Source organism: Microbacterium trichothecenolyticum, from assembly GCF_041938625.1.
GTDB classification, from domain to species: Bacteria; Actinomycetota; Actinomycetes; order Actinomycetales; family Microbacteriaceae; genus Microbacterium; species Microbacterium trichothecenolyticum_D.
Genome location: NZ_CP169427.1, coordinates 3,466,041 through 3,492,528, shown reverse-complemented (window position 1 = coordinate 3,492,528; position 26,488 = coordinate 3,466,041). Strand labels below are relative to the sequence as shown.

The following is a 26,488-nucleotide window of genomic DNA, read 5'->3' as shown; positions in this document are numbered from 1 at the left end:
GTCAACGATACGCCCAATGGTTGATGCGTGTCAACTATCTGCGGGGTCAAGGAGCGAGCGGGATGTTCACATCGGGTGCTGTCACCGAGATCACCCGTTGTGTGCGTTCATGACGCGTGCGCTCGGTGAGAGCACGTGATGTGAACGAGCGAAGTGGGACGGATGCTGCGGCTCGCGGCATCCGTTCCTCCACAGGTCGTTGCGAGGATGAGTAGCGCACAGGTTGCGGATCCGGTCGAGCGTCCGGCTGCCGTCGCGGGCAGGGTGGGTCGCGTGCCGCGCCACCTGACTTTCGATGAGGCCATCGCCGCAGTCCGCACCCGCGAGCAGTTGCGCGCGAGCGGTATGACCGCGCGGGCGATCGGTGACGCCGTGGGGCGAGGGGAGCTGCGGCGGCTGCAGCGCAACCGATATGTCGGGGTGAAGCTCTGGAACGATCTCTGGCCGGAGTCGCGTCACCTTATCGAGGTGTGTGCCGCCGTCGCGGAGATGCGCGACGGCGATGGCGTCGCCTCCCATGAGTCGGCCGGGGTTCTGGCGGAGTTGCCCCTGTATCGGCACACGCCGTCGGCGGTCCACCTCCTCAAGCCCGAAGCGCGACGGGGTTCCAGCCGCGTCGGGCTGCAACACCATGCCGATCTGCTTCCCCGCGACGACATCACCGTGGTCAACGGCATCCGATGCACGACGCTGGACCGCACCGTCTTCGACCTGGTGCGCACGCTCAGCATGGAGGCGGCGGTCGCCGTGGCGGATGCCGCGCTGCGGCGCGAGGCGATGCGCGGATCCGAGTACGACGAGCGGGCGGCGGACGCGTGGCGCGAGCGGATGCTGCGAAGATGCGAGGCCGCGCGCGGCGGCCGGGGCGTTCGACAGGCCGAAGTGGTCATCCGCTTCGCCGACGGCCGCTCGGAGTCACCCGGTGAGGCCGTGAGTCGACTGCAGCTCAGTCGACTCGGATTCCGCGAGCTGCGGCTCCAGGTGCCGGTGCCTGGCCCGGACGGGCGGACCTTTCGCGTCGACATCGGCCTCGAGGAGGTCCGGAGCTTCTACGAGTTCGACGGCATGGGCAAATACGAAGAACTCGCGGTCGCGTCGGGGAAGACGGTCAAGGAAGTGCTTCTCGAAGAGAAGCGCCGCGAGGACTGGATCCGAGGCACGACCCAGCGGCGGCTCGGCCGCGCCGAGGCCCCGCACATCGTCTCGCCCGAGGCGCTCGGTCGTCGCCTCACTGCCTTCGGGATCACCCCGCCGCGCCGGTGACCCTGGTGTTCACATCGGGTGCTCTCACCGAGATCACCCGTCGTGTGCGTTCATAACCCGTGCGCTCGGTGAGAGCAGGTGATGTGAACGAGCGATGCGGGACGGATGCTGCGGCCCGGCATCCGCGTCAGGCCGGGCGGGCGGCGTGCTCGGCGGAGCGGATGACCGACTCGACGCCGAGCATGAAGAGTTCGCGGTCTTTGAGATCCAGGAGCTGCGCGGACATCTGCGCGATGTGGGGGTGCTTGATCGGGTCGACGAGCAGCGGCCCCTCGAACCACGGGCTGGCGTCCGCCGCGACCAGGGTCGCACGCTCTGCCCGCGCGCGGGCCACGCCGGCGGCGATCGAAAGGACGTGGGTGGCCATGAGCGCGTAGTGCTGCACCAGGGCGTCGCCGGTGAGTCCCGCGCGCGAGAAGGCGTCGAGCATGAACTCGATGGCGTCGAGCTCTCCGGGGCCGTGGGTGGTGAGGACGATCGCCTCCTGCCCCACCGCGGGGTAGCGGGCGAACTCGGTCAGCGTCGCCGACGCGAGCTGACGCAGGCGCTCCTGCCACTCCTCGGGGTCGGCGGTCACGGCAGCGAGGCTGCGGAGGGTGAGCTCGTCGAGCAGCGCGCTCATCAGCTCTTCCTTGCCGCGGAAGTGGCGGTAGACCGCGGTCGGGTCGGTGCCCAGTTTCGCGCCCAGGTCGCGGATCGAGAGCGAGGCGGATCCGGTCGTCTCGGCGAGCTCGAGGCCGGCCGCGATGATCGTCGCCCGGTCCAGGCGCTTCGTGCCGGCCTTGTCGGGGGTCGCCCCGGTGCGTGCCGCCATGATCCCCGCTTTCGCCGTCGCGTCCATCGTGCCACGGAGGCCCTGTCGCCGCGTCGTGACGTCCTGAGACTATCTGCTCTGTCAGCGTAGCTGTCAACACTGTTGACATGGACGATGACGGCGGTCTATCGTCAAGCGATCCGTTCGACGACGAAGGAGAGGTCCCGTGGCCGCTGCCATTCCTGCAGACGCAGACACCCCGTACGCAGACACCGTGTTCATCCGAGGCGCGCTGTTCAGCTCCGACCTCGTTCGCGCGGGAAGCGCCGAAGCCCTGAGCGGCGAGGCCGTCGCTGTGCGGGACGGGCGCATCGTGGCGGTGTGCGCCGAGGATGAGGCATCCGTGTTCATCGGTCCGGACACCGAGGTCGTCGACCTCGCGGGCGCGATGCTCGCCCCGGGCTTCCAGGACGCGCACGTGCACCCCATGTCGGGCGGGGTCGAACTGCTGCAGTGCAACCTCACGGGGGCGGAGGACGCGGCCGACACCCTCGCGACCATCGCGCGCTACGCCGCCGAGAACCCCGACGTCGAGTGGATCGTCGGCGGCGGCTGGTCGATGGACCACTTTCCGGGCGGGGCACCGCTGCGCGCAGCGCTCGACGCCATCGTGCCCGACCGGCCGGTGCTGCTCGCGAGCCGCGACCACCACTCGGCGTGGGCGAACACTGCGGCGATGCGGGCTGCCGGCGTGGACGCGACGACGGCCGACCCCGCCGACGGACGGATCGAGCGGGAAGCCGACGGCCACCCCGCCGGCACGTTCCACGAGGGCGCGGGCGACCTCTTCGCCGACGTCCGCCCGAAGATCTCCGAAGACCTCGCCTACGCGGGCCTGCTGCGCGCGCAGGACGACCTCATCGCGCAGGGCATCACGGGCTGGCAGGACGCACTGGTGGGGAACTTCCCGGGGATCCCCGGTGCGCTCGCCTCGTACCGTCGCGCGCTCGCCGAGGGGACGCTCCTGGCCCATGTCGTGGGCGCGCAGTGGTGGGAGCGCGGCGAGGGGATCGAGCAGCTCGAGGGCATGATCCGCGCGCGCGACGAGGTCGCAGCGCTCGGCCACGAGGACCGCTTCTCTCTGGGCTCGATCAAGTTCATGGTCGACGGCGTCGCCGAGAACCACACGGCCGCGATGCTGGAGCCGTACCGCGACGGGCACGGACATTCCACGGACAACCGCGGCCTGTCGTTCATCCCGGCCGAGCGCCTGCGCGAATACGCGATCGCCGCCGACGCGGCGGGCTTCCAGCTGCACTTCCACGCCCTCGGCGACCGCGCCGTGCGCGAGGCGCTCGACGCGGTCGAGGCGGCGGCGGAGGTCAACGGCGCCACCCACGGCCGTCACCACCTCGCCCACATCCAGGTGGTGGACGAGGCGGACGTGGCGCGCTTCGCAGCGGCCGGCGCGGTGGCGAACATGCAGCCGCTGTGGGCGTGCCACGAGGACCAGATGGACGAGCTGACGCTCCCGTTCCTCGCCGAGTCCGCGGCAGCGCGGCAGTACCCGTTCGGTGATCTGCAGCGGGCCGGGGTGCGCCTCGCCGGCGGCAGCGACTGGCCGGTGTCGAGCGCCGACCCGCTCGCGGGCGTGCACATCGCCGTGAACCGTGTCGCCCCGCTGTCCGACGCCGAGCCGCTCGGCGGCGCCCACCAGCGGCTCGACCTCGCCACCGCGCTCGCCGCCTACACGTCGGGCACCGCGTACGTGAACCACCGCGACCACGACACCGGCTACCTCCGCGCGGGCTACCTCGCGAACCTCGTCGTCGTCGAGCCGAACCCGTTCACGGTGCCCACCGAAGACCTGTACCTCTGCCGCGTCGCCTCGACATGGATCGACGGGGAGTGCGTCTTCGCGCGCGCCGACGCCGACGCCGACGCGGGCGCCGAGGCCGCAGCATCCGTCCTGTCCTGAGTCCCTTCTCCACCACCCGACACCGCAGTCAGAACCCGAGGAGCACCATGACCCGCACCCGACGCACCGCCCGTCGCCTGCTCGCCGTCGCAGGCGCCGGCGTCGCGGCCGCGCTCGTCCTGTCCGCGTGCAGCGCCGACACGTCGAGCCCCGACGCCACCGACGCCCCCGAGTGGGAGTACACCACCCAGACGGCCGCCCCGTCGGGCGACATCGACTCGTTCTCGTGGGTGAGCTACTCCGAGCCTTACTCGCTCGACTATGCGTACGCGTTCGACTACGCCGATAACCAGGTGCTCGCGAACGTATGCGAGTCCCTGCTGCGGCTGAACCCCGACTTCACGCTGTCGCCGGGGCTGGCGGAGGCGTTCGAGCACCCGACGCCCGAGACGTGGGTCTACACGATCCGCGACGGCGTGACGTTCCACGATGGCTCGTCCCTCACCGCCGCCGACGTGGTCGCGTCGATGAGCCGGCACCTCGATCCCGAGGTCGGCTCGTCCTGGTACTCGGTGTACCAGAACGTCGCATCGATCGAGCAGACCGGCGACCGCGAGGTCACCGTGACGATGAACGGCCCCGACTCGCAGTTCAACCTGGCGATGGGCGGCTCGGCCGGCGTGGTCGAGTCCGCCGCGACGCTCGCGGAGAAGGGCGCCGACTACGGCAACTCGTCGGGGCTGGTGAACTGCACCGGGCCGTTCGCGCTCACCGACTGGAAGTCGGGCGAATCCGTCACACTGACCCGCTACGACGACTACTGGGACGACACGCTGCGCGCCCAGGCCGGCGAGGTCGACATCCTCTTCATGACCGACCCCAACGCGCGGGTGAACGCGCTGAAGTCGGGCGAGGTCGACGGCGGCTGGATGATCCCGGCCGACGCGATCGCCCAGCTGCAGTCCTCCGGCAAGGGTGACATGTACTTCGGTCTCAACACGGCCGTCGGCAGCCTCGTCGTGAGCAACCTCGAGGGTCCGCTGGGCGACGAGCGCGTGCGCCGGGCGCTGCTGATGGCGATGGACCGGCAGGGGATCCTGGATGCTGCGGCCAAGGGCTACGGCGAGGTCACCGATGTGCTCACTACCGAGTCGGTGTGGGTCGGCGCGAGCGATGCGGCGCTGACCGAGGCGTTCGACGGACTCGAGGAGTACCCGTACGACGTCGAGGCCGCGAAGAAGCTCATCGACGAGGCCGGCGTCGCCGGTGAGGAGATCGTGATCGCGACGGCGCCGATCAGCAACGACTTCGCCGTGATCTCGCAGGGCGCGGCAGCGGCGGCGCAGTCGATCGGGCTCAAGGCGACCATCGAGACCGTGAGCCCGAGCGCCTACACGGCGCTGTTCTCCGACCCGACCGCACGCGAGGGCATCGACCTGTTCTACACGTCGTGGTACCTGTCGAGCCCCGACCCGCTCGAGATGTACGGGGTGCTGCGCACCGGCGAGTTCAGCAACTACGGCAACTGGAGCGACCCCGAGTTCGACGCACTCGTGAACGAGGCCGTCGCGATCGACGACCCGGCCGCGCGCAGCGAGGTCACCGCGCGGGCGCAGCGCATCGCGAACGAGCAGCTGCCGTGGCTGCCGCTGTTCCAGGGGCCGATGACCCTGTTCCTCGGTGACCGGGTGACCGGCGTGGCCCCGTCGGTGGCGTTCATGTACTACCCGTGGGCGGCGACCATTGGCTCCCGTTGACGTGAGCACGGGCCCGGCGGTCGCCGTCGGGCCCGGCCCGGGTCGGCACCGGGCCAGGGGGAGCGGGGGAGCGATGATCGCCGTCCGCCGGATCGCCGGCAAGCTCGGCGGCCTGCTGCTCACCCTGTTCCTGGCATCCGTGCTCGTGTTCTTCTCGCGCTTCCTGGTGCCGGGCGATCCCGTCGCGTTCCTGCTGCGCGGCCGCAAGCCCAGCCCGGAGGCGGTGGCGCAGATCACCGCGCAGTACGGCCTCGACCTGCCGCCGTGGCAGCAGTACCTCACCTGGGTGGCGGGGCTCCTGCAGGGCGACCTCGGGCGCTCGCTGCAGTACCGCCAGGACGTCACCGTGGTGCTCGGCGAGCGACTGCCCGTCACGCTCGGGCTGGTCGTGATGGCGGGCACGATGATCGCGGTCGTCGGCCTCATCGCCGGTGCGATCGCCGCGCTGCACCGCGGCCGGCTCGCGGACCGCTCGATCCTCATCGGGCTCACCGTGCTCGGCGCGATCCCGTCGTTCGTCGGATCGATCGTGCTCATCGCGGTGTTCGCGGTGCAGCTCGGCTGGTTCCCGTCGTTCGGTTCGGGCGAGGGGTTCTGGGACACCGTCTACCACCTGGTGCTGCCCTCGATCGCCCTCGCGATCGTCTTCGTCGTGCTCGTGGGCAAGGTGACGCGGTCGTCGATGATCGACCAGCTCGACCGCGAGCACGTCGAGGTCGCGATCAGCCGCGGCATCAAGCGCGGCACGGTGATCCGCCGTCACGTGTTCCGCAACGCCGTGGGGCCGATCCTGACGGTGAGCGGGATGCTGGTGGCCGGCCTCCTCGTCGCGAGCTCCATCGTCGAGGCGGCGTTCGGTCTCGCGGGCATGGGCTCGCTGCTCGTGCAGTCGGTCGACCGCCTCGACTTCCCGGTCGTGCAGGCGATCGTCCTCCTCGTCGTGACCGCGTTCGTGCTCGTGAACGCCGTGATCGACGTCCTCGAACCCTGGATCGATCCCCGATCCGCAGCCGGAGCCGGTGCCCGATGACCACGACACCCACCCTCGCCGTCACGGTGCTGCGCGCACCGCGGCTGCCCCGCACCAGCCTGACGTTCGCGATCGCACTCGGCGTCCTCGCCGCGATGACGCTGGCCGCGATCTTCGCGCCGTTCCTCGCGCCGTACAACCCCGACGCCGTCGACTTCGCCGCGGTGAACGCGCCGCCCAGCGCCGCGCACTGGCTGGGCACCGACGGCCTCGGCCGCGACACGCTGAGCCGCCTCATCTACGGCGCGCGCACGGCCCTGCTCGGCCCGCTCCTCGTGGTGATCGCCTCGACGGTGCTCGGCGTCCTCCTCGGCCTCGTCGCCGGCTGGCGCGGGGGCTGGATCGACGCCGTGCTCGGGCGCCTGTTCGACGTGCTGTTCGCCTTCCCGTCGCTGCTCATCGCGATCATGGCGGTCGCGCTCTTCGGCAAGGGACTGGTCGCCCCCGTCATCGCGATGAGCATCGCGTACGCGCCGTTCGTCGCGCGCCTCACCCGATCGCTCATCGCGGCCGAGCGCACCCGCCCGTACGTCGCCGCCTACCGCGTGCAGGGGTTCGGCGGCGTGTGGATCGCGCTGCGCCGCGTGCTGCCGAACGTCACGCCGATCGTGGGGGCGCAGTCCACGCTCAACTTCGGGTACGTGCTCGCCGAACTCGCCGCACTGTCGTTCCTCGGTCTCGGCGTGCAGCCGCCGACGGCCGACTGGGGCGCGATGATCAACGAGGCGCAGGCCGGGCTCATCGGCGGGCACGTCCTGCCCGCGATCGTGCCGGCGGTCGCCGTCGTCGTGGTCGTCGTCGCCGTCAACATCATCGGGGAAGAGCTCTCCGACCGCATCGGTGGGGAGATCCCGGCATGACCGCAACCGAGACCGTCGTGGATCCGGCGGCCGCGCCGGCCGCACCGAGACCGGCCCTGCTCGACATCCGCGACTTGACGCTCGACCTGGCCGACGGCACGCGGCTGCTGCACGGCATCTCGCTCTCGGTCGCCGCCGGCGAGACCGTCGGCCTCGTCGGCGAGTCCGGGTCGGGCAAGTCGCTGACCGCGCGCACGGTGCTGGGACTCGTGCCCGACCGCTCCGCGATCACCGGTGACGTCGTGCTCGACGGCGCCGGCGTGCTGTCGGCTCCCGCGCCCGAGCTTCGGCAGCTGCGCCGCCACGGCGCGGCGATGATCTTCCAGGATCCGCGCGCGGGCATCAACCCGATGCGCACGATCGGCGACCACCTCACCGAGGCGCTGCGCCTCGCGGAGGGATGGTCGACGGATGCTGCGCGCGCTCGCGCCGTCGAACTGCTCGAGGCGGTGCGCCTCCCGCGCCCCGAGGACCACCTGCGCCAATACCCGCACGAGTTCTCGGGCGGCATGCTGCAGCGGGTCATGATCGCGGGAGCCCTGACGACGTCGCCGAAGCTCCTCGTGTGCGACGAACCGACGACGGCCCTCGACGTGACCACCCAGGCCGAGATCATCGGCGTGCTCACCGAGCAGCGCGCGAGCCGCGGCATGGGCATGCTCTTCATCACGCACGACCTCAACCTCGCCGCATCACTGTGCGACCGCGTCTACGTCATGAGCGGCGGACAGGTCGTCGAGCAGGGCCGAGCGCACGACGTGCTGCGCGACCCGCGGGCCGAGTACACGCGGAGACTGGTCGCCGCGACTCCGACGCTCCTCGGCGCCGCGCCCGGCTCGACCGCGGATCACAGAATCGGAGACTCTGCCGGGCACGCCGGGGGGCAGCATCCGTCCACCGGCGCGTCGTCGACGACTTCCGATTCCGTGCACGGAGAGCGCGGGACGGATGCTGCGGCCACGGCCGTGCCCGCATCGCCGATGCTCGCGGCGACCGGGGTGTCGAAGACCTACGTGCGCCGCGGCAAGGAGCCGGTGCGCGCGGTGATCGACGCGTCGGTCGCGGTTCCCCGCGGCGGCGCGCTCGGCGTGGTGGGGGAGTCGGGGTCGGGCAAGTCGACGCTCGCGCGCATGATCGTGGGGCTCGAGGCCGCCGACATCGGCGACATCCGCATCGACGGCCGCGAGCGCACGGCGGTTCCTCGCAACCGGCGCGAGCGGCTCGCCCACGCGCGGAGCGTGCAGATGGTGTTCCAGGATCCGTACCTGTCGCTCGACCCGCGCATCACCGCGGGCCGGGCGATCGAAGACGCCCTGCGCCTGCACACCAGACTGAGCGCGGCGGAGGCCCGATCGCGGGTGCTCGACCTGCTCGCCCAGGTCGGACTCGGCCAGAAGCACGCCGCGGCGCGGCCGCGGACGCTCTCGGGCGGCCAGCGGCAGCGCGTCGCGATCGCCCGTGCTCTCGCGATCGAGCCGGACGTGCTCGTGATGGACGAGGCGACGAGCGCGCTCGACGTCTCGGTGCAGGCGCAGGTGCTCGACCTCGTCGACCGCATCCGGCGCGAGCGCGGGCTCACCGTCCTCTTCATCAGCCACGACCTCGCGGTCGTCCGACGCGTGTGCGACGAGACCGTCGTGATGCGTCGCGGCGAGATCGTCGAGCGCGGTCGCACGGCCGAATTGCTCGCCGCCCCGCAGCACGAGTACACGCGGCTGCTCATCGACTCCGTGCCCAAGCCCGGGTGGGACGCGGAAGCGGCGGGCGCCGAGGTCGAGGCCGCAGGTGTCGACAGCGATGCTCCGGACGTACCTGTCGACGACGGCGAGGCCGAGGCAGCAGCGGTGGAGGCGGCGAGAGTGGAGGCAGCCGGACAGGCGCGGTGACCGGCATCCCGCGGAGGACGCCGGCGCGCGGGAGGATGGAGGCGTGTTCAGCGTCGAACTGATCCCGGACGACGTGCTCGACCGCGCGGTGCGGGAGGACTGGGACCGGCTGCTCGGAGCCGATCTGCCGAGTTCGGGGCGCAATCCCGCGCCCAGCAACCGACCGCACGTGACGCTCGCGGTGCGCGAGCGGCTCGACCCGTCCGCGTTCGCCGTCCTCGCCGAGCTCCTGCCCGTCCCGCTGGACCTCGGGGGAGTGCTGCTCCTCGGTCACAAAGACCGGTACGTCCTCACGCGCCAGGTCATCGTGAGCTCGGCGCTGCTGGCGGTGCACCGCGCCGTCGCCGAGATCGCCGGCAGGCCGGAGCCGCGCTACTCGAACACGGGCGTCGACCACTGGACTCCCCACATCACGCTGGCGCGGGGGCTCACCGCGGTGCGACTGGCGACCGCGATGCGCCTCATCAAGGCACCGCACGTCAGCGGGCAGGCGACGGGTGCGCGGGTGTGGGATGCCGAGGCCCGGCGCGTCACGACGATCCGATGAGTGCGGGTGAGGGTGCCTGCTGCGGGAGCGGTCAGTCCGCGAGGGCGAGCGCGCGGAACGGCTCGCGCGGCGCGGCGGGGGGCTGCGGCATCCGTGCCGGCTGCTGTCTGGCGCGCATCGTGCGGAGGTAGAGCTCGTCGATGAGGGCCGTGGCGAGGGCGACGAGCTTCGCGATCTCCGCGTCGTCGCGGTCGACCCACGCGCACCGCGGCTCGTCGCCGACGGGCACGAAGCCGTCGTGCTGCTCCCACGCGACCAGCGTGCGTTCGGCGCCCAGCACGTGCTGCTGCCACCACACCTGGCGGAGGTAGCCCCGCGGGATGCTGCGCCACGCCTTGTTCGTCGTCTTGATCTCGGCGAGGGTGATGCGCCCCGCCGCGTCGACCGCGATCCCGTCGGGGGTCGCGAGGTGCCGCTTCTCGACGACGGCGTGGAAGAGGGCGGAGGACGGCTGGATGCCGTGGGTCGCGGCCACCCAGGCCGCGATCTCGGGCTCGCGTGCGCGACCGTGCGCGGTGTACGCGTTGCCGGAGAAGCCCGAGCCCAGGAGCTTCGCGTCGGCCGCGCGGGTGATCGCCCTGTCGGAGGTGAGGGTGGCGACGTCCGTCGCCGTGATCCCCCTCGATCGAGCGCGCACCCAGGCCACCCGGTCGCGCGAATCCGCGACGATGCGGGCGGCGACCTCCGGTGCCTGCGCCGCGAGCCCGGACGGGCGCGCGACGCGGTGCTCGGGATTCACCCTTCGAGGCTACGCCGCCGACCCGACATCCGCCGCCTGCGACGCACCGCGGCCGTGGCAGCAGGGACGGTGGGTCGCAGCATCCGTCCGCGCGGAACGCACGATCTCGCCGAGGTGACATGATCCGCGCGCGTGGAACGTGTCACCTCGGCGAGATCGCACGATGTCAACGGGGACACCGTGTCCTCCCCAGCGGCATGCGCGCCGACCCTTTCCACACATCCCGTGCGCGAGTACGCTGCCGGGGCGCGCGGACCGCACGATGAGCGCATGCCTCGTCATCTTTCTTTTCCGGATGCTGCGGCCGCCGTCCTCTCGCGGAACCAGCTGCGCGCGCAGGGGATGAGTGAGCGAGAGATCGCGCGGGCACTTCAGGCTGGCGAGCTGCGCAAGCTGCAACGCAATCGCTATGTCGCGGCCGCCGTCTGGGACGACCTTTGGCCAGAGTCGCGCCATCTCGTCGAACTGAGCGCGGCGGCGGCCGAGATGAGGACCCGGAACGGCGTCGCGTCGTACGACTCGGCGGGCGCCCTGCGCACGCTGCCCTTCTATAGACACGTGCCGACCGCGGTGCACGTGACGCTGGGCAGGGGCTCTGGGATGTCGAGCCGACCAGGGTTGCGGCGTCACCACGATCTGCTTCCCGAAGCCGACATCGAGACCGTTTTCGGCATCCGCTGCACATCCCTGGAGAGGACGACCTTCGACATGGTCCGCACGCTGAGTCTCGAGGCGGCCGTCGCCGCCGCTGACGCCGCCCTGCGGCAAGTGGCGTTGGGTGAGGACGGGTACGACGAGATCGCCGCCGAGGCGTGGCGCGATCGGATGCTCGAGCGTTGTCACGGATCGAAGGGCGCGCGCGGCGTGCGTCAGGCGCAGCAGGTGATTCGCTTCGCTGACGGTCGATCCGAATCGCCGGGGGAAGCGGTCAGCCGCCTGCAGCTCGCTCGGCTCGGGTTCCGTCGACTGCGGTTGCAGGTCCCTGTACCCGCGCCTTCGGGCAAGGACTACGTCGTCGACATCGAAATCGAGGAGGTGCGCACCTTCTTCGAGTTCGACGGCCAGAACAAGTATCTCGACGAGGCGATGCGCTCCGGCCGCAGCCTTGAGCAAGTCCTTCTCGACGAGAAGCGCCGCGAAGACTGGATCCGCGGCACGACGCAGAGGCGGCTGGTGCGTGTCGAGAGCGTCCACATCGTGACGCCGGCGGCGCTGGCCAAGCGTCTCGCGGCCTTCGGGATCACGCCTCCCGGGCGATGACCGCACCTCGCTGTGGCATGGGCGACGGAGGATCGCAGCATCCGTCCGCGCGGAACGCACGATCTCGCCGAGGTGACACGATCCGCGCGCGTGGAACGTGTCACCTCGGCGAGATCGCACGATGTCAACGTGCCGGCCGGCGGGGAGGCACGAGGTCGACGGTGGCGCGCAAGGGGGTTGCGACGGGCCGTGAGGGTGGCATCCTCGGGGCATGGACACCATCACTTCCGCCGAGTTCCGCGCGTTCCCCGGTGTCGAGGACTGGCATCCGCGGGTGACCGGGGCGTTCGCGCTGTTCCGCACGGGCACGTTCGCGGCCGGAGCGCAGCTGTTCGCCGCGATCGCCGACCTGGCCGAGGCCGCCGACCACCATCCCGATGTCGACGTGAGGTACACCACCGTGCGCGTGCGGCTCATGACGCATTCGGCAGGTGGGCTGACGGTGAAGGACGCCGCACTCGCCGCGCAGATCTCCGACGCTGCGCGCGAGCTCGACATCCCGGCCGACACCGGGCGGATGCTCGACGTGATGCTCGCCGTCGCCACCCCGGACCCTGGAGCGGTCGTGCCGTTCTGGAAGGCGGCGACCGGATTCTCGGAGGTGCGCGACGGCGTCCTGTTCGACAAGGACGGCCGCGGCCCGCTCATCTGGTTCCAGCCGGTCGACAAGCCGCTGCGCGGCCGGTCGCACCTCGACGTCAACGGCCCGCGGGACGTCATCGAGAAGCGGCTCGACGCCGCGCTCGCCGCCGGCGGCGTCATCGTCGACGACTCGCACGCGCCCGAGTGGTGGACGCTCGCGGACGCCGACGGGCACAAGGTCGACCTCTGCCCCTGGCGGTCGTGACGCCGACGAGTTCGCCCGCCCCTGTCAGAACGCTGCGGCGCCGGCCTCCGCGACGGTCTGGTCCTGCTCGCCGGAGCCACCGCTGACGCCGACCGCGCCGACGACCTTGCCGTCGCGGCTCAGCGGCACGCCGCCGGCGAAGATGGCGACGCCGCGGCCGTGCGCGTTGGTGGTGTGGATGCCGAAGAACTGCTGCGTCGGCTGCGAGTTGTCGCCGAGGTCCTTCGTCGAGATGTCGAACGCCTTCGACGTCCAGGCCTTGCTGATCGAGATCTCGATGCTGCCGATCCAGGCGCCGTCCTGGCGCACGTGCGCGACGAGGTTGCCGCCCGCGTCGACGACGGCGATGTTCATGGGCTGGCCGATCTCGTCGGCGCGCTTCTCAGCGGCCTCGATCACCCGGCGGGCGTCTGCGAGGGTCACGGACATGAGGAGTTCCTTTCATAGCGGGACGGATGCCTCGGCCCGAGGCATCCGTCATCCATTCGGTCAGTCGGTCTTGATGTAGCCGTTGGGGTTGAGCACGTACTTCTTGGCGGCGCCCTGGTCGAAGTCGGCGTAGCCCTGCGGGGCGTCTTCGAGCCCGATGGGGGTGGCGCCGACGGCGTCGGCGATGTGGACCTTGTCGTGCAAGATCGCCATCATGAGCTGCCGGTTGTAGCGCATCACGGGGCATTGTCCGGTGGTGAACGAGAGGGACTTCGCCCAGCCGAGGCCGAGGCGCAGCGACAGCGATCCCACCTTCGCGGCTTCGTCGATGCCGCCCGGGTCGCCGGTGACGTAGAGGCCGGGGATGCCGAGGGCGCCACCGGCCGCGGTCAGGTCCATCAGCGAGTTGAGCACCGTCGCGGGCGCCTCGTGCGAGGCATCCGTGCCGTGTCCGCGCGCCTCGAAGCCGACCGCGTCCACGCCCGCGTCGACCTCCGGGACACCCAGGATCTCGGCGATCTGATCCTTCGGGTCGCCCTGGGACACGTCGACCGTCTCGCAGCCGAACGAGCGGGCGCGGGCGAGGCGGTCCGCGTTGAGGTCGCCGACGATGACGACGGCCGCGCCCAGCAGCTGGGCGCCGACCGCGGCGGCGAGCCCGACGGGCCCGGCGCCGGCGATGTACACGGTCGATCCCGGCCGCACGCCGGCGGTGTAGGCGCCGTGGAAGCCGGTGGGGAAGATGTCGGAGAGCATGGTGAGGTCGAGGATCTTCTCGAGCGCCTGGTCGCGGTCGGGGAAGACCAGCAGGTTCCAGTCGGCGTAGGGGACGAGGACGTACTCGGCCTGCCCGCCGACCCAGCCGCCCATGTCGACGTAGCCGTACGCGCTGCCGGGGCGGTCGGGGTTGACGTTGAGGCAGATGCCGGTCTTGCCCTCCTTGCAGTTGCGGCAGCGGCCGCACGCGATGTTGAACGGCACCGAGACGATGTCGCCGACCTTGACGAACTCGACGTCGGGGCCGACCTCGACGACCTCGCCGGTGATCTCGTGCCCGAGCACGAGGCCCGCGGGCGCCGTGGTGCGGCCGCGCACCATGTGCTGATCGGAGCCGCAGATGTTCGTCGACACGGTCTTGAGGATCGCGCCGTGGGGCACCTTTCTGCCGACGTTCGCCGGGTTCACTCCCGGTCCGTCCTTCAGCTCGAACTCGGGGTAGTCGGTGTCGATGACCTCGACCTCGCCCGGTCCCTTGTAGGCCACTGCCCGGTTTGCAGACATCGTCGTCCTCTCCGCCCTGCAACAGACGTGGTCGTGCGACTTCGTCGTGCTGGGGCTCGCGTCCGAGCTTCGTCCTCCCGGCGGATGGACGCAATGGGGTCCGAGGCGCGGCACATCGGAAGGCGGGGGCGCCGACACCGGCACCCCCGCCCTGCTCAGCTCATCGACTCAGTCGACGTCGCCGTGCGCGTGGTCGTGGTCGGGCGCGAGACCGCCGCCACCGGGAAGGTTGACCGTGCCCTGGGGACCGGCCGGAGCGGGGAACATGAAGTTGCCGGGCACCTTCTTGCCGGGCACGCCGTTCACCGTCTCCGTGGAGTACGCGTACGTCATCACGGCCGCCGCGATCGCGTCGGAGTTGACGTCGAGCGCGTCCAGCGCGAGGTTGTCGATGTCGTCGCACGCGAGGTGGTAGCAGGGGTCGTACTGCTGGCCGGCCGTACCGCCCCAGATCTCCGCCTGCTGCGCGGTCTTCACCACTTCGGCGCCGGTGAACAGACCACCCGCCGGGATGCCTTCCTGGATGAAGCCCTGGTAGTCGCTGCGGCCGCTGAACTGCGCGTCGTCGTACGGCACGCCCGCCCACGTGTAGTAGCTCTCGAACAGATCCTCGATCGCGATGGAGCCATCCGGGATCGGCACGCCGGCAGGCGCGTCCCAACCCGACTCGTCACCGTCGTACACCATGAAGATGTAGTTCGGAGAGGCCACCATGTCGAAGTTCAGGTAGAGCGCGACCTCGTCGAGGGTGCCCTCCGCCACCTGCTCGTCCACCCAGGCGTGCGAGCCGAGAAGCCCGCTCTCCTCGGCACCCCACCACGCGAAGCGAACGGTGTTCTGCGGCTTGAGCTTCGAGATCTGCTGGGCGATCTCGAGGAGCGCCGACGAACCGCTGCCGTTGTCGTTGATGCCGGGACCGGCGAGCACCGAGTCGAGGTGCGCACCCGCCATGACGACGTTGGTGTCGTTCACGCCGGGCAGCTCCGCGATCACGTTGACCTGCGGACGCGATTCGGGCTGGTCGACGACGATGTGCGCCGTCGAGCCCTCCTGAGCCAGTGCGGCGCCGTCGGCGAAGCTCGCGCCCACGACCGGGATGCTGAGCGGCGTCTGGTTCATGCCGAACAACGTGCCCGTGATGAGACCGGAGCGGAGTTCGGTGTTGCCCTGGTTGAAGATGATCACCGCCTCGGCCCCGGCCGTCTGCGCGTTGATGGCCTTGACGCCGAACTCGCACGTGCCGCGCTGGATCAGCGCGATGTCGCTCGGCCCTGAGAAGTCGAGACCGACGAAGTCCGATGCGTCGCAGCCGCTCGTGACCGGATCCCGGGGCATGTCGAGGACGATGTCGACGGGAATCACGTTGCCGGTGACCTCGCCGTAGCCGGTTCCGGTGAAGTTGCCCGACGCGTACTCCGCGGCGACCGGGGTCAGCTGCTCGAGCAGCGGCGGCGGCACGAAGGTGAACGGGAACTCGTCGAGCTCGACGTTCCAGCCCGCGGCCTCCAGCGTGTCGACCACGTACTCGACGCTCTCGGTGTAGCCGGCCGTGCCGGCCGCACGTGTGTCGCCGTTGGCATCCGCTATGGCCTGCAGCGCCCTCTCGTGCTCGAGGACCCCGTCGACGGTCACGCACGAGAGGAGTTTCTCGTAGGTGTTGTTCGTGCGCGTCTCGCATGCCTGGGTCGGAGCCGCGGCAGCGCCGCCCGCCGGAACCAGTGCCAGGGCGGCGACCGCTGTCGTCGCGATCACCGCCACCTTGGCGCGCTTGGAAAGTGTTCTAGATGGGTACATCGTCTTCCCCTCCAATGCGGGCATCATCGTCGACACCCGTCGCGAGGGAGCATATGCAAAGGCGTGCGCAGGGCAAAGTGAAGAAAATGTGAGAATTTGAGCTGAGGGTCTGTGCACATCGCCCGCACGACCTCTTCGGGTCCCGATTTGGCGGTGGGCGCAGCATCCCTTACCCTTGATGAAGCCGAAGACCGCCGGTCATCGACGTGCGTGTGAACGTATGGAGATCGAAGCTCTGCAATGCAGGGGCCCGCGCAGGTGTCACGAACGATTCTCCTGATTCAGGAATCCCGCTCCGTGCGCTTGCGCCGGAGCTTTTTTGTTGCCGCGACGAGCAGATGAGCGGATGCCTTCGGCCGGCGCCCCGCCACCGCGGAGCGTCTCATTCACACAAGGAGTGGCCATGGCGCAGAAGGAAGCATCGGTCGCCGAGCTCACGAAGCACTTCGAGGACTCGACCGCCGTTCTGCTGACCGAGTACCGCGGTCTGACGGTTGCCCAGCTCAAGGAGCTGCGCAACAGCATCCGTCAGGACGCGGAATACGCCGTGGTGAAGAACACGCTGACCAAGATCGCCGCGAACAACGCGGGGATCACGTCGCTGGACGACGACCTCAAGGGTCCGTCGGCCATCGCATTCGTGCACGGTGACCCCGTCTCCGTCGCGAAGGGTCTCCGTGCCTTCGCCAAGGCACACCCTCTTCTCGTGATCAAGGGCGGTTTCTTCGACGGAAACCCCCTGAGCGCTGACGAGGTCAACAAGCTCGCCGACCTCGAGAGCCGTGAAGTCCTGCTGGCGAAGCTCGCCGGTGCGATGAAGGCCTCGATGACCAAGGCGGCATACGTCTTCAATGCGCTTCCGTCGAAGGCCGTCCGCACGGTCGACGCGCTGCGCGAGAAGCAGGAGTCCGCGGCCTGACACCGGGCCTCGGCGTAGCAAAACCACAATCAAGGAGAAACATCATGGCAAAGCTCAGCACTGAGGAGCTGCTCGACGCGTTCAAGGAGCTCACGCTCATCGAGCTCAGCGAGTTCGTCAAGGCGTTCGAGGAGACCTTCGACGTCACCGCCGCCGCCCCGGTCGCGGTTGCCGCTGCGGGCGCGCCCGCCGGTGCCGCTCCGGAAGAGGTCGAGGAGAAGGACTCGTTCGACGTCGTCCTCGAGGCCGCCGGCGACAAGAAGATCCAGGTCATCAAGGTCGTCCGCGAGCTCACCTCGCTCGGCCTGGGTGAGGCGAAGGCCGTCGTCGACGGTGCTCCGAAGGCCGTCCTCGAGGGCGCCAACAAGGAGACCGCCGACAAGGCGAAGGCCGCTCTCGAAGAGGCCGGCGCGACGGTTACCCTCAAGTAATCCCGCGCTGCTTCTGTAGCGATCAGACGAAGGCCCCGGATGCTCGGCATCCGGGGCCTTCGTCGTGCCCGGCGTCAGGCGGTGCCGAGCGGGCCGACGCCGATGACCGCGGATGCGTCGTCGTCGACCGGGGCGGTGGAGTTGCGCATGACGAGGGGTGATGACTCGTACAGGCGGTGGGTGGGGGCGTCGGGGTCGTCGAGCTGCCACATGAGCAGCTGCACCGCGGCGCGACCCTGCTGGTGCGGTCGCTGCTGCAGAGTCGTGAGCGAGAACATCTCGGCGTAGGCGTGGTCGTCGATGCCCACCACGCTGAGGCGTTCGGGCACGCGGATGCCCAGCCGGCGCGCGGCGATGATCGCGCCGACCGCGACCTCGTCGCACACTCCGACGATCGCCGTCGGTCGGGTGCGGCGATCGCCGAGCAGGTCGACGGCGGCGCCATAGCCTCCCGGCATGGTCACCTCGGACTGGACATGGCGGGCGGATGCCTCGAGCCCGGCCTCGCGCATCGCCGAGACGTACCCGTCCAGGCGCCGGCCGTCGCCGAAGCTGGTGTGCCGGCCGTCGGGGTCGCCGCCGAGGAAGACGACCTCGCGATGCCCCAGGCCCAGGAGGTGCTCGGTGGCGATGCGGGCGGCCGCCGCGTCGTCGATCGAGACGGCGTTCGTGCCGACGTCGTGGCCGCCGACCGCCACCACCGGCTTGCCGAACGCGACGAGGCGCTCGAGCTCTCTCGCGTTGGGTTCGATGCCGACCGCGATCAGGCCGTCGAATCTCTTGCGGGCGAGGAAGTGCTCGAACATCTCTCGGCGCGCGGACGACTCGGGCGGCGCCCCGTAGAGGGCGAGGTCGTACCGGCGCTCGAGCAGCGCATCCTGGATGCCCCCGAGTACCTGGGCGAAGAACCACCGGTCCAGCGACGGCATGACGACGCCCACGGTCTGCGTGCGTCCGGTCACCAGGCTCACGGCGCTCGTCGTGGGGACGTAGCCCAGGGCGGCGGCGGCATCCCTCACCCGCTGGCGCGTGCCGGGCGAGACGTATCCCGAACCGGTGAGCGCCCGCGACGCCGTCGACTTCGAGACGCCTGCCGCCCGAGCAACGTCGGCGATGCCCGCCATCGGGTCCTCCTCGCGGTCCGGGGACACCGCCGTCACCCGGGATTCTGGAACCGGTTCCAGGGGTCATTGTGCCGTGGTCGTCCGCGACGCACCACCCTGGGTGTCGGTATTTACCGACTTGTGATGTTGGGTCATTGTGTGCCCTGGCGGCATCCCCTAGCGTGAGCATGGAATCGGTTCCCTAATGCACGCGCGGAGTCGGACATTGACTCCGCGAACTCAATGAGGAGGCGGAAATGACTGCACTGCGATCACGCAGGCGACGCGGCTACATCGCACTGGGGGTGGCGACCATCGCGGCACTCACCCTCGCCGGCTGCGCCGAAGGGGGAGGGGAGGGCGACGCGGACGACGGGTCGCTCGAGGGTGAGACCGTCGAGATCTCCGGCGGCATCACCGGCACGGAGGCAGAGGCGCTCCAGAAATCGTTCGACGCGTTCACCGCCGACACCGGCATCGAGGTCGTCTACACCGGCGACAAGGGCTTCGAGGGCAACATCGTGACGAAGGTCGCCGGCGGCTCGGCACCCGACATCGCGATCGTTCCACAGCCCGGTCTGCTCCGGTCGCTCGTCGGCACGGGCGAGGTCGTCGAGGGCAGCGAAGAGGTCGCCGCGAACGTCGACGAGTACTGGGCACCGGCCTGGAAGGACTACGGGTCCGTCGACGGCACGTTCTACGCGGCGCCGATGCTCGCGAACCTCAAGGGCTTCATCTACTACTCCCCGAAGAGCTTCGAGGAGTGGGGGGTCGAGATCCCCACGACGTGGGAGGAGCTGCTCACTCTCACCGACACCGTCCGTGAAGCGACCGGCGCACCTCCGTGGTGCGCGGGCTTCTCGTCCGAGGCGGCTTCGGGCTGGCCCGGAACGGACTGGATCGAAGACCTCGTGCTGCGCCAGGCCGGTGCCGACGTCTACGACAGCTGGGCCGCCGGAGACACACCGTTCACCGACCCCGACATCGAGGCGGCGTTCGACGAGGTCGCCAAGATCCTGATCGATCCGCAGAACGTGAATGCCGGCTTCGGTGACGTGAAGAGCATCAACTCCACGGCGTTCGGCGACCCGATCGCCGCGGCGGTCGCGAACGGCACGTGCGCGCTGACGCACCAGGCGTCGTTCCTCACCGCCAACTTCCTGGCGGTGCAGACCGCGGACGGCGCCACGCCCGATGTGGCTGAGGACGGCGACGTGTATGCCTTCCTGATGCCGGGCTTCGAGGGCGAGCCGTTCTCGGTGTCCGGTGGCGGCGAGTTCGTCACGCTGTTCTCGGACGACGCAGCGACCCAGGCGGTGGCGGAGTACATGTCGACTCCCGAGTGGGCCGACGCCCGCGTCTCCCTCGGCGGCGCGATCTCGGCGAACACCGGAGCCGACCCGTCGCTCGCATCGAGCAAGTTCCTCACCGACGCCATGACGGTCGTCCAGGACCCCGAAACGGTCTTCCGCTTCGACGCCTCCGACCTGATGCCGGCGACGGTCGGATCGGGCTCCTTCTGGCGCGGCATGGTCGACTGGATCGACGGCAAGCCGACGCCGCAGGTCCTGAGCGACATTCAGGCAGGTTACGAGAACTGACGCATCGCACCTCGGTGCCGGGTCTGCACGCTCGCCGAGCGGCCCGGCACCGCGGTGATCTCATCCGTCGGTGTCGACGGGGGAAGGCAGGCCATGTCTCAGACCGCAACTTCGGCGGAGGAGGCGCAGACGTCGCCACCGCCCGATCGGGGAGGAAGGAAGCAGCCGTCGCGGGCGACGACGCGGTGGGTGGTCACGGTCGGGTTCATCCTGATCGCGGCGCTGCTGATCTTCCTCATCTTCTTCACCACTCCGAACCCGGATGCACCGCCGACGTCGCTCGGGTTCTCCTTCAATTCGTTCTTCCAGTGGCTGGGGAACCTGGGCCCGATCGTTCAGATCCCGGTCGTCGTCCTCATCTTCGCGGCGTTCGTCGCGCTCCTACTCGTCCTGATCGAGTACGCACCACGGAAGGGGAAGGGCTACTTCTGGCTGCGGCTCGTCTCGTGCTTCGCGATCCCCGTCCTCGCGTTCATGATGCTGCGGCCCTACCAGAACGTCGTCCTCTACGTGGTCCTCATCGCACTGATCGCGGGCGGCCTGTTGTTCTGGGCGGACTACCGGGCGCGTGAGGGCGCGGGGTACCTCTACCAGCTGACGCTGTTCATGGCGCCGGCCGCCATCCTGATCCTCGTCGGCCTGATCTACCCCACGATCGCCACACTCATCCAGTCGTTCTACGACAAGACCGGCGAGAACTTCGTCGGCATGGAGAACTACGTCTGGGCCTTCACGAATCCGCAGGGATTCTGGTCGATCATCAACACGCTGATCTGGGCGATCTTCGTCCCGATCTTCGCGACGGTCGTGGGGCTCGCGTACGCCGCCTTCATGGAGCGGGCGCGCGGCGACCGATTCCTCAAGCTCCTGATGTTCATGCCGTTCGCGATCGCGCCGGTGAGCATCAGCCTGATCTGGAAGTTCGTCTACGACTACCGCCAGGGTCAGCAGATCGGACTCCTCAACGCGATCGTGGTCGCGTTCGGCGGCGAACCGGTGAGGTGGCTCGACACCTGGCCTCTCGTGAACACGTTCTGCCTCCTGTTCGCGTTCGTGTGGGCGCAGACCGGGTTCGCGATGGTCGTGCTCTCCGCGGCGATGAAGGCGGTGCCGGTGGAGCAGCTCGAAGCGGCGCAGCTCGACGGCACCAACGCGTGGCAGCGCTTCATGAACGTCACGGTGCCCGGCATCCGGACCTCGATCATCGTCGTGCTGACGACGATCACGATCGCCGCGCTGAAGCTGTACGACATCGTGGCGGTGATGACCGGTGGGCGGTCGAACTCGACGGTGCTCGGCTTCGAGATGGTCAACCAGCAGCAGCGCTTCCAGAGCTACGGCCATGCGGCGGCGCTCGCGGTGCTGATCTTCGTGTTCGTGACGCCGCTGATCGTCTACAACGTGTTGCAGCTGCGCAAGCAGAGGGAGGTGCGGTGATGACCGCCGTCGAGTCCGAGACGACGCCCCGCTTCGACAAGGCGGCCGCGCGCAAGGTCGCGCGCGAGACGCGCCGCAACGAGGCGCAGGCACAGAAGAGGCTGAGCTCGCCCATCGCCACGGTGATCGCCTTCGCGATCGCCTTCCTGTGGACGATTCCGACGCTCGGCCTGCTCATCACCTCGTTCCGACCGGGTGCTGATTCGGCGACGTCCGGCTGGTGGACCGTGTTCACCGACCCCGACTTCACCCTCGGCAACTACCAGGCGGCGCTCACCTCGGGGGGCACGGCACTGACCCTCGCTGAGTCCTTCCTCAACTCGCTGGCGATCACGATCCCCGTCACGATCTTCGCCCTCGCGATCGCGTCGCTCGGGGCCTACGCCTTCGCGTGGATGGATTTCAAGGGCCGGGGATTCCTCTTCGTCGCCGTCTTCGCGTTGCAGATCGTGCCCATCCAGATGGCGCTGGTGCCGTTGCTGAGCCTGTTCTCCCGCGGGCTGTCGATCGGCGACGTCGCGATCTTCCCCGGCCTGGAGATGCGCGAGGTCGACCACAGCTTCGCGACGGTCTGGATCGCGCACGTGATCTTCGCGCTGCCGCTGGCGATCTTCCTGCTGCACAACTTCATCTCGGAGATCCCGTCGGATGTGATCGAGGCGGCGCGCGTGGACGGCGCCGGGCACGGGCAGATCTTCTTCCGGATCATCCTCCCGCTCGCGACTCCGGCGCTCGCGTCGTTCGCGATCCTGGAGTTCATCTGGGTGTGGAACGACCTGCTGGTCGCGACGATCTTCGCGCCGACATCGTCCCTGCCGATGACGCAGACACTGAACTCGCTGTCGGGATCGTGGGGCGACCAGTGGTTCCTCGTGTCGGCGGGCGCGTTCCTCGTGCTGATCGTCCCGATCATCGTGTTCTTCGCACTGCAGCGGTTCTTCGTGCGCGGACTCATGGCCGGAGCGACGAAGGGCTGATCGCATAGCAAGACGGATGCCGCGTGCCCAGCGTCTCGTGGTGCACGCGGCATCCGTTCGTCCGGGGGCCGATCGCTAGTCTGATCGCATGGATGCCTCCGCGGACGTCTCGGCCACGGTCGCAGTCGAGCGCGGACTCAGCACCGCCGAGGTCTCCGAGCGGGTGCGGACGGGCCGCACCAACGCGTACGTCGCCGACACGAGCCGCAGCGTCTGGACGATCGTCCGCGCGAACGTGTTCACACTGTTCAACGGCATCGTCTTTGCATGCTTCTTCGTGCTCTTCGTGCTCGGGCGCTGGCAGGACGCGCTGTTCGGCCTCGCGGCGTTCGCGAACTCGATCATCGGCTGCGTGCAGGAGTTCCGGGCGAAGGCGGCTCTGGATCGGCTCGCTCTGCTGAACGCCCCGCGCGCACGGGTGCGCCGCGAGGGGGTCGAGGCCGAGATCGCCCCGCCCGACGTCGTGCTGGACGACATCCTGGTGCTGCGGGCCGGAGACCAGGTGTCCGCTGACGCTGTGGTCGTCGAGACGCGCGGTCTGCAGATCGACGAGTCGATGCTCACCGGCGAATCCGACGCGGTCGACAAGAAGTCCGGCGATGACGCCCTCTCGGGCTCGATCGTCGTCGCGGGGGAGGGTGCCGCGCGGGTCTCGCGGGTCGGCGCCGACTCCTACGCGAACCGGTTCGCGGGGGAGGCGAAGCGGTTCTCGCTCGTGGCCTCCGAGGTCCGCACCTCGGTGAACCGCGTGCTGAAGTGGATGAGCTGGATCATCGGGCCCGTCGGCCTCCTCGTGCTCAACGCGCAGATGATGGTCGCGGGCGGCTGGGTGAAGGCGTGGGAGAACGGCGGCTGGGTGCAGGCGGTCGTGAACACCATCGCTGCGCTGACGGCGATGATCCCCCTCGGACTGGTGCTCATCACCTCGATCACCTTCGCGGTCGGCGCGGCGAAGCTCGCCTCGCGCCAGGTGCTGGTCAACGAGCTGCCGGCGGTGGAGGGGCTCGCGCGGGTCGACATCATCTGCCTCGACAAGACGGGAACACTGACCGCCGGCGACATCGCCTTCGACGCGATCGACCGCCTGTCGGAGGGCGTTGAGGGCGTCGACGGGGCGCTCGCCTGGTTCGGTGCGGCGCCGGATGCGAACGCCACTGCGAGGTGTCTGCGGGAGCCCTTCCCCCTCGAGGCCCCGCTCGACGCCGTGGCGTACATCCCCTTCTCGTCCGCACGCAAGTGGAGTGCCGTGTCGTTCGCGACCGGGCCCGAAGGCGCGTGGGTCCTGGGCGCGCCGGAAATGGTGTTCGGAGATGCGGCGACGGATGCGGTGACCGCCCTGGGGCGAACCGTCACCGCGCTCGCTTCGTCCGGGCGCCGTACGCTCGTGCTCGCGCACGCCGAGTCGCGGATCAGCGAGGAGGACGTCGCGGCGGAGCGCCTGCCGGAGGCGCTCACGCCCACCGCCGTGGTGACCTTTCGAGAGCAGGTGCGCCCGGATGCCGCGGAGACCCTGGCGTACTTCTCGCGGCAAGGCGTGGGCATCCGCGTCATCTCTGGCGACAATCCGCGCACGGTCGCCGCGATCGCCCGCACCGTCGGACTCGACGTCACCGACGGCTTCGACGCCCGTGGTCTCCCGGAGAACGACGCGGAGCTCGGCGAGGTACTGGAGCAGAACCTCGTCTTCGGGAGGGTGACTCCGGAGCAGAAGAAGCGGATGGTGGTCGCGCTCCAGGCGCGCGGGCACACGGTGGCGATGACCGGCGACGGCGTCAACGACGCCCTGGCCATCAAGACCGCCGACCTCGGTATCGCGATGAACTCCGGCGCCGCCGCAACCAAGGCCGTCGCGCGGATCGTCCTCCTCGACGGCCGGTTCTCCCACCTGCCCGATGTCGTGGCGGAGGGGCGTCAGGTCATTGCGAACATCGAGCGGGTCTCGATGCTGTTCCTCAACAAGACCGTCTACGCGACCGTGCTCGCGGTGCTGTTCGGCGTCCTCGTGCTCGAGTTCCCGTTCCTGCCACGGCAGCTGTCGATCACCGACGGGCTCACGATCGGCATCCCGGCATTCTTCCTCGCTCTGCTTCCCAACACGCAGCGCTACGTGCCGGGGTTCCTGCGACGCTCGCTGGCGTTCGCCATTCCGGCCGGCTCGATCATCGCCGTCGCCCTGACCCTCTACACGCTGGGCGCCATGCAGCTCGGCGTGAGCGAGCCGCAACTGCGGACGGGGTCGACCATCATCCTCGCAATCGTCGGAATCTGGGTGCTCACGGTGCTCTCACGCCCGATCACGCGATTCAAAGCGCTCGTCATCGGCGGGATGTTCATCGCCCTCGTCGCCGTCTTCACGGTGCCGATCCTGACCGCGTTCTTCCAGCTCGTCGACCCGGGAGAGGAGGCGGCATGGCTGGTGACGATCGTGACCGTGCTCACGATCGGCGCGATCGAGATCGTGCGGTTCTTCCACCGCCGCTACGTCGCGCGGTCGCTGGCCGCCGCCTGATCAGCGGGGTCCGCCGCTTCCCGGCGGCGGAAGTGGCGAGCGCCGGGCGGGAGCCAGAGCGCGAGGACGATCAGCACCTCGACGGCGAACTGCGCGGCCGCACTCCAGTCCCACCCGTCGGTCGTCGCGATCGTCACGACGTTCAGGAGGATCAGAATCGCGAGGTAGACGGTCGCGAGGGTGCGCGACAGCCGGCTGCCCCGTGCGATCCCCGAAGCGACGGCCACCAGCAGGAGGCCGAACAGGATGATCCCGGCCCCGAGCAGCGAGACGGGGAGGACATCCGAGCTCACGACCTCGTAGCGGCTGAGGAGGACGAGGATTCCCAGCAGAACCGCGGCGAATGCGCTGACGTAGACCAGCACGACGGAGATCGTGACGACGACGGGGCGACGCGCAGCGACAGGCTCGGCGCCTGTGGGCGTGGGCGGGTCGGCGGTCACGCGACCACTGTAACGACTCGCGGAGCCGTCAGCTGCTGCAGCCGAGGCGGTTCTGGATCGACGCCATCGCGTCGATCTCGGCGGTCTGACCGTTCTTGATCGCGGTCGCCACTTCGAGGGCGCGGGGGTCGGTGCCGAGCTCGAGGAGTGCGTCGGCCATCGGGATGGCGCCCTCGTGGTGGCGGATCATCAGTGTGAGGAACTGGCAGTCCGCCTCCACGCCCGTGGCCGCCTTGAGCGCCGCGATCTCGGCGGCCGAGGCCATGCCCATCGCCGCATGAGCCTCTTCGTCGGTCATCGGCTCGGCGGACGAGCCACCGTGCGCGTGGCCCGCGTCCGAAGCATCCATCCACTGCATCATCGGCCCGCCGGACTGCGAGAGCCCCCACTTCACGAGCCAGTCGTACATCTCGCCGCGCTGGCCGGCCTGGCCGGTCGCGATGTCGTACGACAGCACACGCAGCTCGTCGTCATCGGTCTTGCGGTAGATCTCCATCGCCATCTCGATCGCCTGTGCGTGGTGCACCTGCATGTCGCGGGAGAACCCGGCCTCGGGAGAGTTCGCGCCGGGGCTCGACGCGGCCGCCTGCGAGCCGAACGTCGAGAAGCGGCCCACCGCGAACGCGAGGCCTGCGATGAGGATGAGCGCGACGACGATGACGAACCATCGCCGGGAGCTCCCCGTCGAGGGCTCGTCCGACAC

The 26,488-nt window shown here is 69.7% G+C and carries 23 protein-coding genes; 15 read left to right on the top strand and 8 right to left on the bottom strand.

Annotated features, from left to right (window positions below; genetic code table 11):
• The first annotated feature begins 162 nt into the window (after positions 1 to 162).
• A complete protein-coding gene (locus ACEYYH_RS16220) occupies positions 163 to 1,263 on the top strand; it encodes a hypothetical protein (protein WP_374975353.1) in 1,101 nt (366 codons plus the stop codon).
• Positions 1,264 to 1,390: 127 nt separating this feature from the next.
• Here ACEYYH_RS16220 and ACEYYH_RS16215 read toward each other — a convergent pair whose 3' ends face one another.
• Complete coding sequence (locus ACEYYH_RS16215) at positions 1,391 to 2,077, bottom strand: TetR/AcrR family transcriptional regulator (protein WP_374975352.1); 687 nt, start codon at positions 2,075 to 2,077, stop codon at positions 1,391 to 1,393.
• 166 nt (positions 2,078 to 2,243) lie between these two features.
• On the opposite strand from ACEYYH_RS16215, the gene ACEYYH_RS16210 reads away from it, so the two are divergent.
• From ACEYYH_RS16210 to ACEYYH_RS16185, 6 genes are all read left to right on the top strand, one after another.
• A complete protein-coding gene (locus ACEYYH_RS16210) occupies positions 2,244 to 3,995 on the top strand; it encodes an amidohydrolase (protein ID WP_374975351.1) in 1,752 nt (583 codons plus the stop codon).
• Positions 3,996 to 4,042: 47 nt separating this feature from the next.
• Positions 4,043 to 5,692: an ABC transporter substrate-binding protein gene (locus tag ACEYYH_RS16205; RefSeq protein WP_374975350.1), complete on the top strand. Its 1,650-nt coding sequence runs from the start codon at positions 4,043 to 4,045 to the stop codon at positions 5,690 to 5,692.
• A gap of 73 nt (positions 5,693 to 5,765) precedes the next feature.
• The gene (locus ACEYYH_RS16200) at positions 5,766 to 6,722 is read left to right on the top strand and encodes an ABC transporter permease (RefSeq protein ID WP_374975349.1); all 957 of its coding nucleotides are present in this window, start codon (positions 5,766 to 5,768) and stop codon (positions 6,720 to 6,722) included.
• Positions 6,719 to 7,582 (top strand): ABC transporter permease, encoded by an 864-nt coding sequence (locus ACEYYH_RS16195; RefSeq protein ID WP_374975348.1) that lies wholly within the window; start codon positions 6,719 to 6,721, stop codon positions 7,580 to 7,582. Before ACEYYH_RS16200 ends, ACEYYH_RS16195 begins: the two co-directional genes overlap by 4 nt.
• A complete protein-coding gene (locus ACEYYH_RS16190) occupies positions 7,579 to 9,468 on the top strand; it encodes a dipeptide ABC transporter ATP-binding protein (RefSeq protein WP_374975347.1) in 1,890 nt (629 codons plus the stop codon). Before ACEYYH_RS16195 ends, ACEYYH_RS16190 begins: the two co-directional genes overlap by 4 nt.
• A gap of 43 nt (positions 9,469 to 9,511) precedes the next feature.
• A complete protein-coding gene (locus tag ACEYYH_RS16185) occupies positions 9,512 to 10,015 on the top strand; it encodes a 2'-5' RNA ligase family protein (RefSeq protein ID WP_374975346.1) in 504 nt (167 codons plus the stop codon).
• A gap of 31 nt (positions 10,016 to 10,046) precedes the next feature.
• Here ACEYYH_RS16185 and ACEYYH_RS16180 read toward each other — a convergent pair whose 3' ends face one another.
• Positions 10,047 to 10,754: a YqaJ viral recombinase family protein gene (locus tag ACEYYH_RS16180; protein WP_374975345.1), complete on the bottom strand. Its 708-nt coding sequence runs from the start codon at positions 10,752 to 10,754 to the stop codon at positions 10,047 to 10,049.
• Positions 10,755 to 11,024: 270 nt separating this feature from the next.
• Between ACEYYH_RS16180 and ACEYYH_RS16175 the strand changes: the two genes are divergently transcribed.
• Positions 11,025 to 12,014, top strand: coding sequence for a hypothetical protein (locus tag ACEYYH_RS16175; protein ID WP_374975344.1), 990 nt, complete (start codon positions 11,025 to 11,027; stop codon positions 12,012 to 12,014).
• Between the two features lie 211 nt (positions 12,015 to 12,225).
• Positions 12,226 to 12,861, top strand: coding sequence for a 4a-hydroxytetrahydrobiopterin dehydratase (locus ACEYYH_RS16170; protein ID WP_374975343.1), 636 nt, complete (start codon positions 12,226 to 12,228; stop codon positions 12,859 to 12,861).
• A 24-nt stretch (positions 12,862 to 12,885) separates the two neighbouring features.
• Here the strand turns inward: ACEYYH_RS16170 and ACEYYH_RS16165 are convergent, their stop codons facing one another.
• The 3 genes from ACEYYH_RS16165 to ACEYYH_RS16155 all read right to left on the bottom strand — a co-directional run bounded on the left by ACEYYH_RS16165 (position 12,886) and on the right by ACEYYH_RS16155 (position 16,392).
• Positions 12,886 to 13,290, bottom strand: coding sequence for a heme-binding protein (locus ACEYYH_RS16165; protein ID WP_374975342.1), 405 nt, complete (start codon positions 13,288 to 13,290; stop codon positions 12,886 to 12,888).
• A gap of 60 nt (positions 13,291 to 13,350) precedes the next feature.
• Entirely contained in the window at positions 13,351 to 14,571 is a 1,221-nt protein-coding gene (gene fdhA / locus ACEYYH_RS16160) for a formaldehyde dehydrogenase, glutathione-independent (protein ID WP_374975341.1), read from the bottom strand.
• 168 nt (positions 14,572 to 14,739) lie between these two features.
• Positions 14,740 to 16,392: a M28 family peptidase gene (locus tag ACEYYH_RS16155; RefSeq protein WP_374978246.1), complete on the bottom strand. Its 1,653-nt coding sequence runs from the start codon at positions 16,390 to 16,392 to the stop codon at positions 14,740 to 14,742.
• 376 nt (positions 16,393 to 16,768) lie between these two features.
• Here ACEYYH_RS16155 and rplJ point away from each other — a divergent pair, with 376 nt between their 5' ends.
• Both rplJ and rplL read left to right on the top strand, forming a co-directional pair.
• Complete coding sequence (gene rplJ / locus ACEYYH_RS16150) at positions 16,769 to 17,284, top strand: 50S ribosomal protein L10 (RefSeq protein ID WP_045300342.1); 516 nt, start codon at positions 16,769 to 16,771, stop codon at positions 17,282 to 17,284.
• 44 nt (positions 17,285 to 17,328) lie between these two features.
• On the top strand, positions 17,329 to 17,715 hold the full coding sequence (gene rplL / locus ACEYYH_RS16145) for a 50S ribosomal protein L7/L12 (protein ID WP_045300341.1): 387 nt from the start codon (positions 17,329 to 17,331) through the stop codon (positions 17,713 to 17,715).
• A 74-nt stretch (positions 17,716 to 17,789) separates the two neighbouring features.
• Here rplL and ACEYYH_RS16140 read toward each other — a convergent pair whose 3' ends face one another.
• Complete coding sequence (locus ACEYYH_RS16140; protein WP_374975340.1) at positions 17,790 to 18,839, bottom strand: LacI family DNA-binding transcriptional regulator; 1,050 nt, start codon at positions 18,837 to 18,839, stop codon at positions 17,790 to 17,792.
• 236 nt (positions 18,840 to 19,075) lie between these two features.
• On the opposite strand from ACEYYH_RS16140, the gene ACEYYH_RS16135 reads away from it, so the two are divergent.
• The 4 genes from ACEYYH_RS16135 (at position 19,076) to ACEYYH_RS16120 (ending at position 25,342) form a co-directional block, all read left to right on the top strand.
• On the top strand, positions 19,076 to 20,419 hold the full coding sequence (locus tag ACEYYH_RS16135) for an ABC transporter substrate-binding protein (protein WP_374975339.1): 1,344 nt from the start codon (positions 19,076 to 19,078) through the stop codon (positions 20,417 to 20,419).
• A 93-nt stretch (positions 20,420 to 20,512) separates the two neighbouring features.
• Positions 20,513 to 21,856, top strand: coding sequence for a carbohydrate ABC transporter permease (locus ACEYYH_RS16130; RefSeq protein WP_374975338.1), 1,344 nt, complete (start codon positions 20,513 to 20,515; stop codon positions 21,854 to 21,856).
• A complete protein-coding gene (locus tag ACEYYH_RS16125; protein WP_374975337.1) occupies positions 21,856 to 22,833 on the top strand; it encodes a carbohydrate ABC transporter permease in 978 nt (325 codons plus the stop codon). Before ACEYYH_RS16130 ends, ACEYYH_RS16125 begins: the two co-directional genes overlap by 1 nt.
• A gap of 88 nt (positions 22,834 to 22,921) precedes the next feature.
• Entirely contained in the window at positions 22,922 to 25,342 is a 2,421-nt protein-coding gene (locus ACEYYH_RS16120; RefSeq protein ID WP_374975336.1) for an HAD-IC family P-type ATPase, read from the top strand.
• Here the strand turns inward: ACEYYH_RS16120 and ACEYYH_RS16115 are convergent.
• Both ACEYYH_RS16115 and ACEYYH_RS16110 read right to left on the bottom strand, forming a co-directional pair.
• Positions 25,312 to 25,785, bottom strand: coding sequence for a hypothetical protein (locus ACEYYH_RS16115; protein ID WP_374975335.1), 474 nt, complete (start codon positions 25,783 to 25,785; stop codon positions 25,312 to 25,314). The genes ACEYYH_RS16120 and ACEYYH_RS16115 overlap by 31 nt on opposite strands.
• Before the next feature lie 28 nt (positions 25,786 to 25,813).
• Positions 25,814 to 26,488 (bottom strand): DUF305 domain-containing protein, encoded by a 675-nt coding sequence (locus ACEYYH_RS16110; protein WP_374975334.1) that lies wholly within the window; start codon positions 26,486 to 26,488, stop codon positions 25,814 to 25,816.

Bases quoted from the DNA above. Each gene is read 5' to 3' on its own strand.
- ACEYYH_RS16205 (WP_374975350.1), top strand. From the start codon at position 4,043: ATGACCCGCACCCGACGCACCGCCCGTCGCCTGCTCGCCGTCGCAGGC.
- rplL (WP_045300341.1), top strand. From the start codon at position 17,329: ATGGCAAAGCTCAGCACTGAGGAGCTGCTCGACGCGTTCAAGGAGCTC.
- ACEYYH_RS16200 (WP_374975349.1), top strand. From the start codon at position 5,766: ATGATCGCCGTCCGCCGGATCGCCGGCAAGCTCGGCGGCCTGCTGCTC.
- rplJ (WP_045300342.1), top strand. From the start codon at position 16,769: ATGGCGCAGAAGGAAGCATCGGTCGCCGAGCTCACGAAGCACTTCGAG.
- ACEYYH_RS16195 (WP_374975348.1), top strand. From the start codon at position 6,719: ATGACCACGACACCCACCCTCGCCGTCACGGTGCTGCGCGCACCGCGG.
- ACEYYH_RS16120 (WP_374975336.1), top strand. From the start codon at position 22,922: ATGGATGCCTCCGCGGACGTCTCGGCCACGGTCGCAGTCGAGCGCGGA.
- ACEYYH_RS16130 (WP_374975338.1), top strand. From the start codon at position 20,513: ATGTCTCAGACCGCAACTTCGGCGGAGGAGGCGCAGACGTCGCCACCG.
- ACEYYH_RS16125 (WP_374975337.1), top strand. From the start codon at position 21,856: ATGACCGCCGTCGAGTCCGAGACGACGCCCCGCTTCGACAAGGCGGCC.
- ACEYYH_RS16215 (WP_374975352.1), bottom strand. From the start codon at position 2,077: ATGGCGGCACGCACCGGGGCGACCCCCGACAAGGCCGGCACGAAGCGC.
- ACEYYH_RS16220 (WP_374975353.1), top strand. From the start codon at position 163: ATGCTGCGGCTCGCGGCATCCGTTCCTCCACAGGTCGTTGCGAGGATG.
- ACEYYH_RS16135 (WP_374975339.1), top strand. From the start codon at position 19,076: ATGACTGCACTGCGATCACGCAGGCGACGCGGCTACATCGCACTGGGG.
- ACEYYH_RS16165 (WP_374975342.1), bottom strand. From the start codon at position 13,290: ATGTCCGTGACCCTCGCAGACGCCCGCCGGGTGATCGAGGCCGCTGAG.
- ACEYYH_RS16155 (WP_374978246.1), bottom strand. From the start codon at position 16,392: ATGATGCCCGCATTGGAGGGGAAGACGATGTACCCATCTAGAACACTT.
- ACEYYH_RS16140 (WP_374975340.1), bottom strand. From the start codon at position 18,839: ATGGCGGGCATCGCCGACGTTGCTCGGGCGGCAGGCGTCTCGAAGTCG.
- ACEYYH_RS16190 (WP_374975347.1), top strand. From the start codon at position 7,579: ATGACCGCAACCGAGACCGTCGTGGATCCGGCGGCCGCGCCGGCCGCA.
- ACEYYH_RS16175 (WP_374975344.1), top strand. From the start codon at position 11,025: ATGCCTCGTCATCTTTCTTTTCCGGATGCTGCGGCCGCCGTCCTCTCG.
- fdhA (WP_374975341.1), bottom strand. From the start codon at position 14,571: ATGTCTGCAAACCGGGCAGTGGCCTACAAGGGACCGGGCGAGGTCGAG.
- ACEYYH_RS16170 (WP_374975343.1), top strand. From the start codon at position 12,226: ATGGACACCATCACTTCCGCCGAGTTCCGCGCGTTCCCCGGTGTCGAG.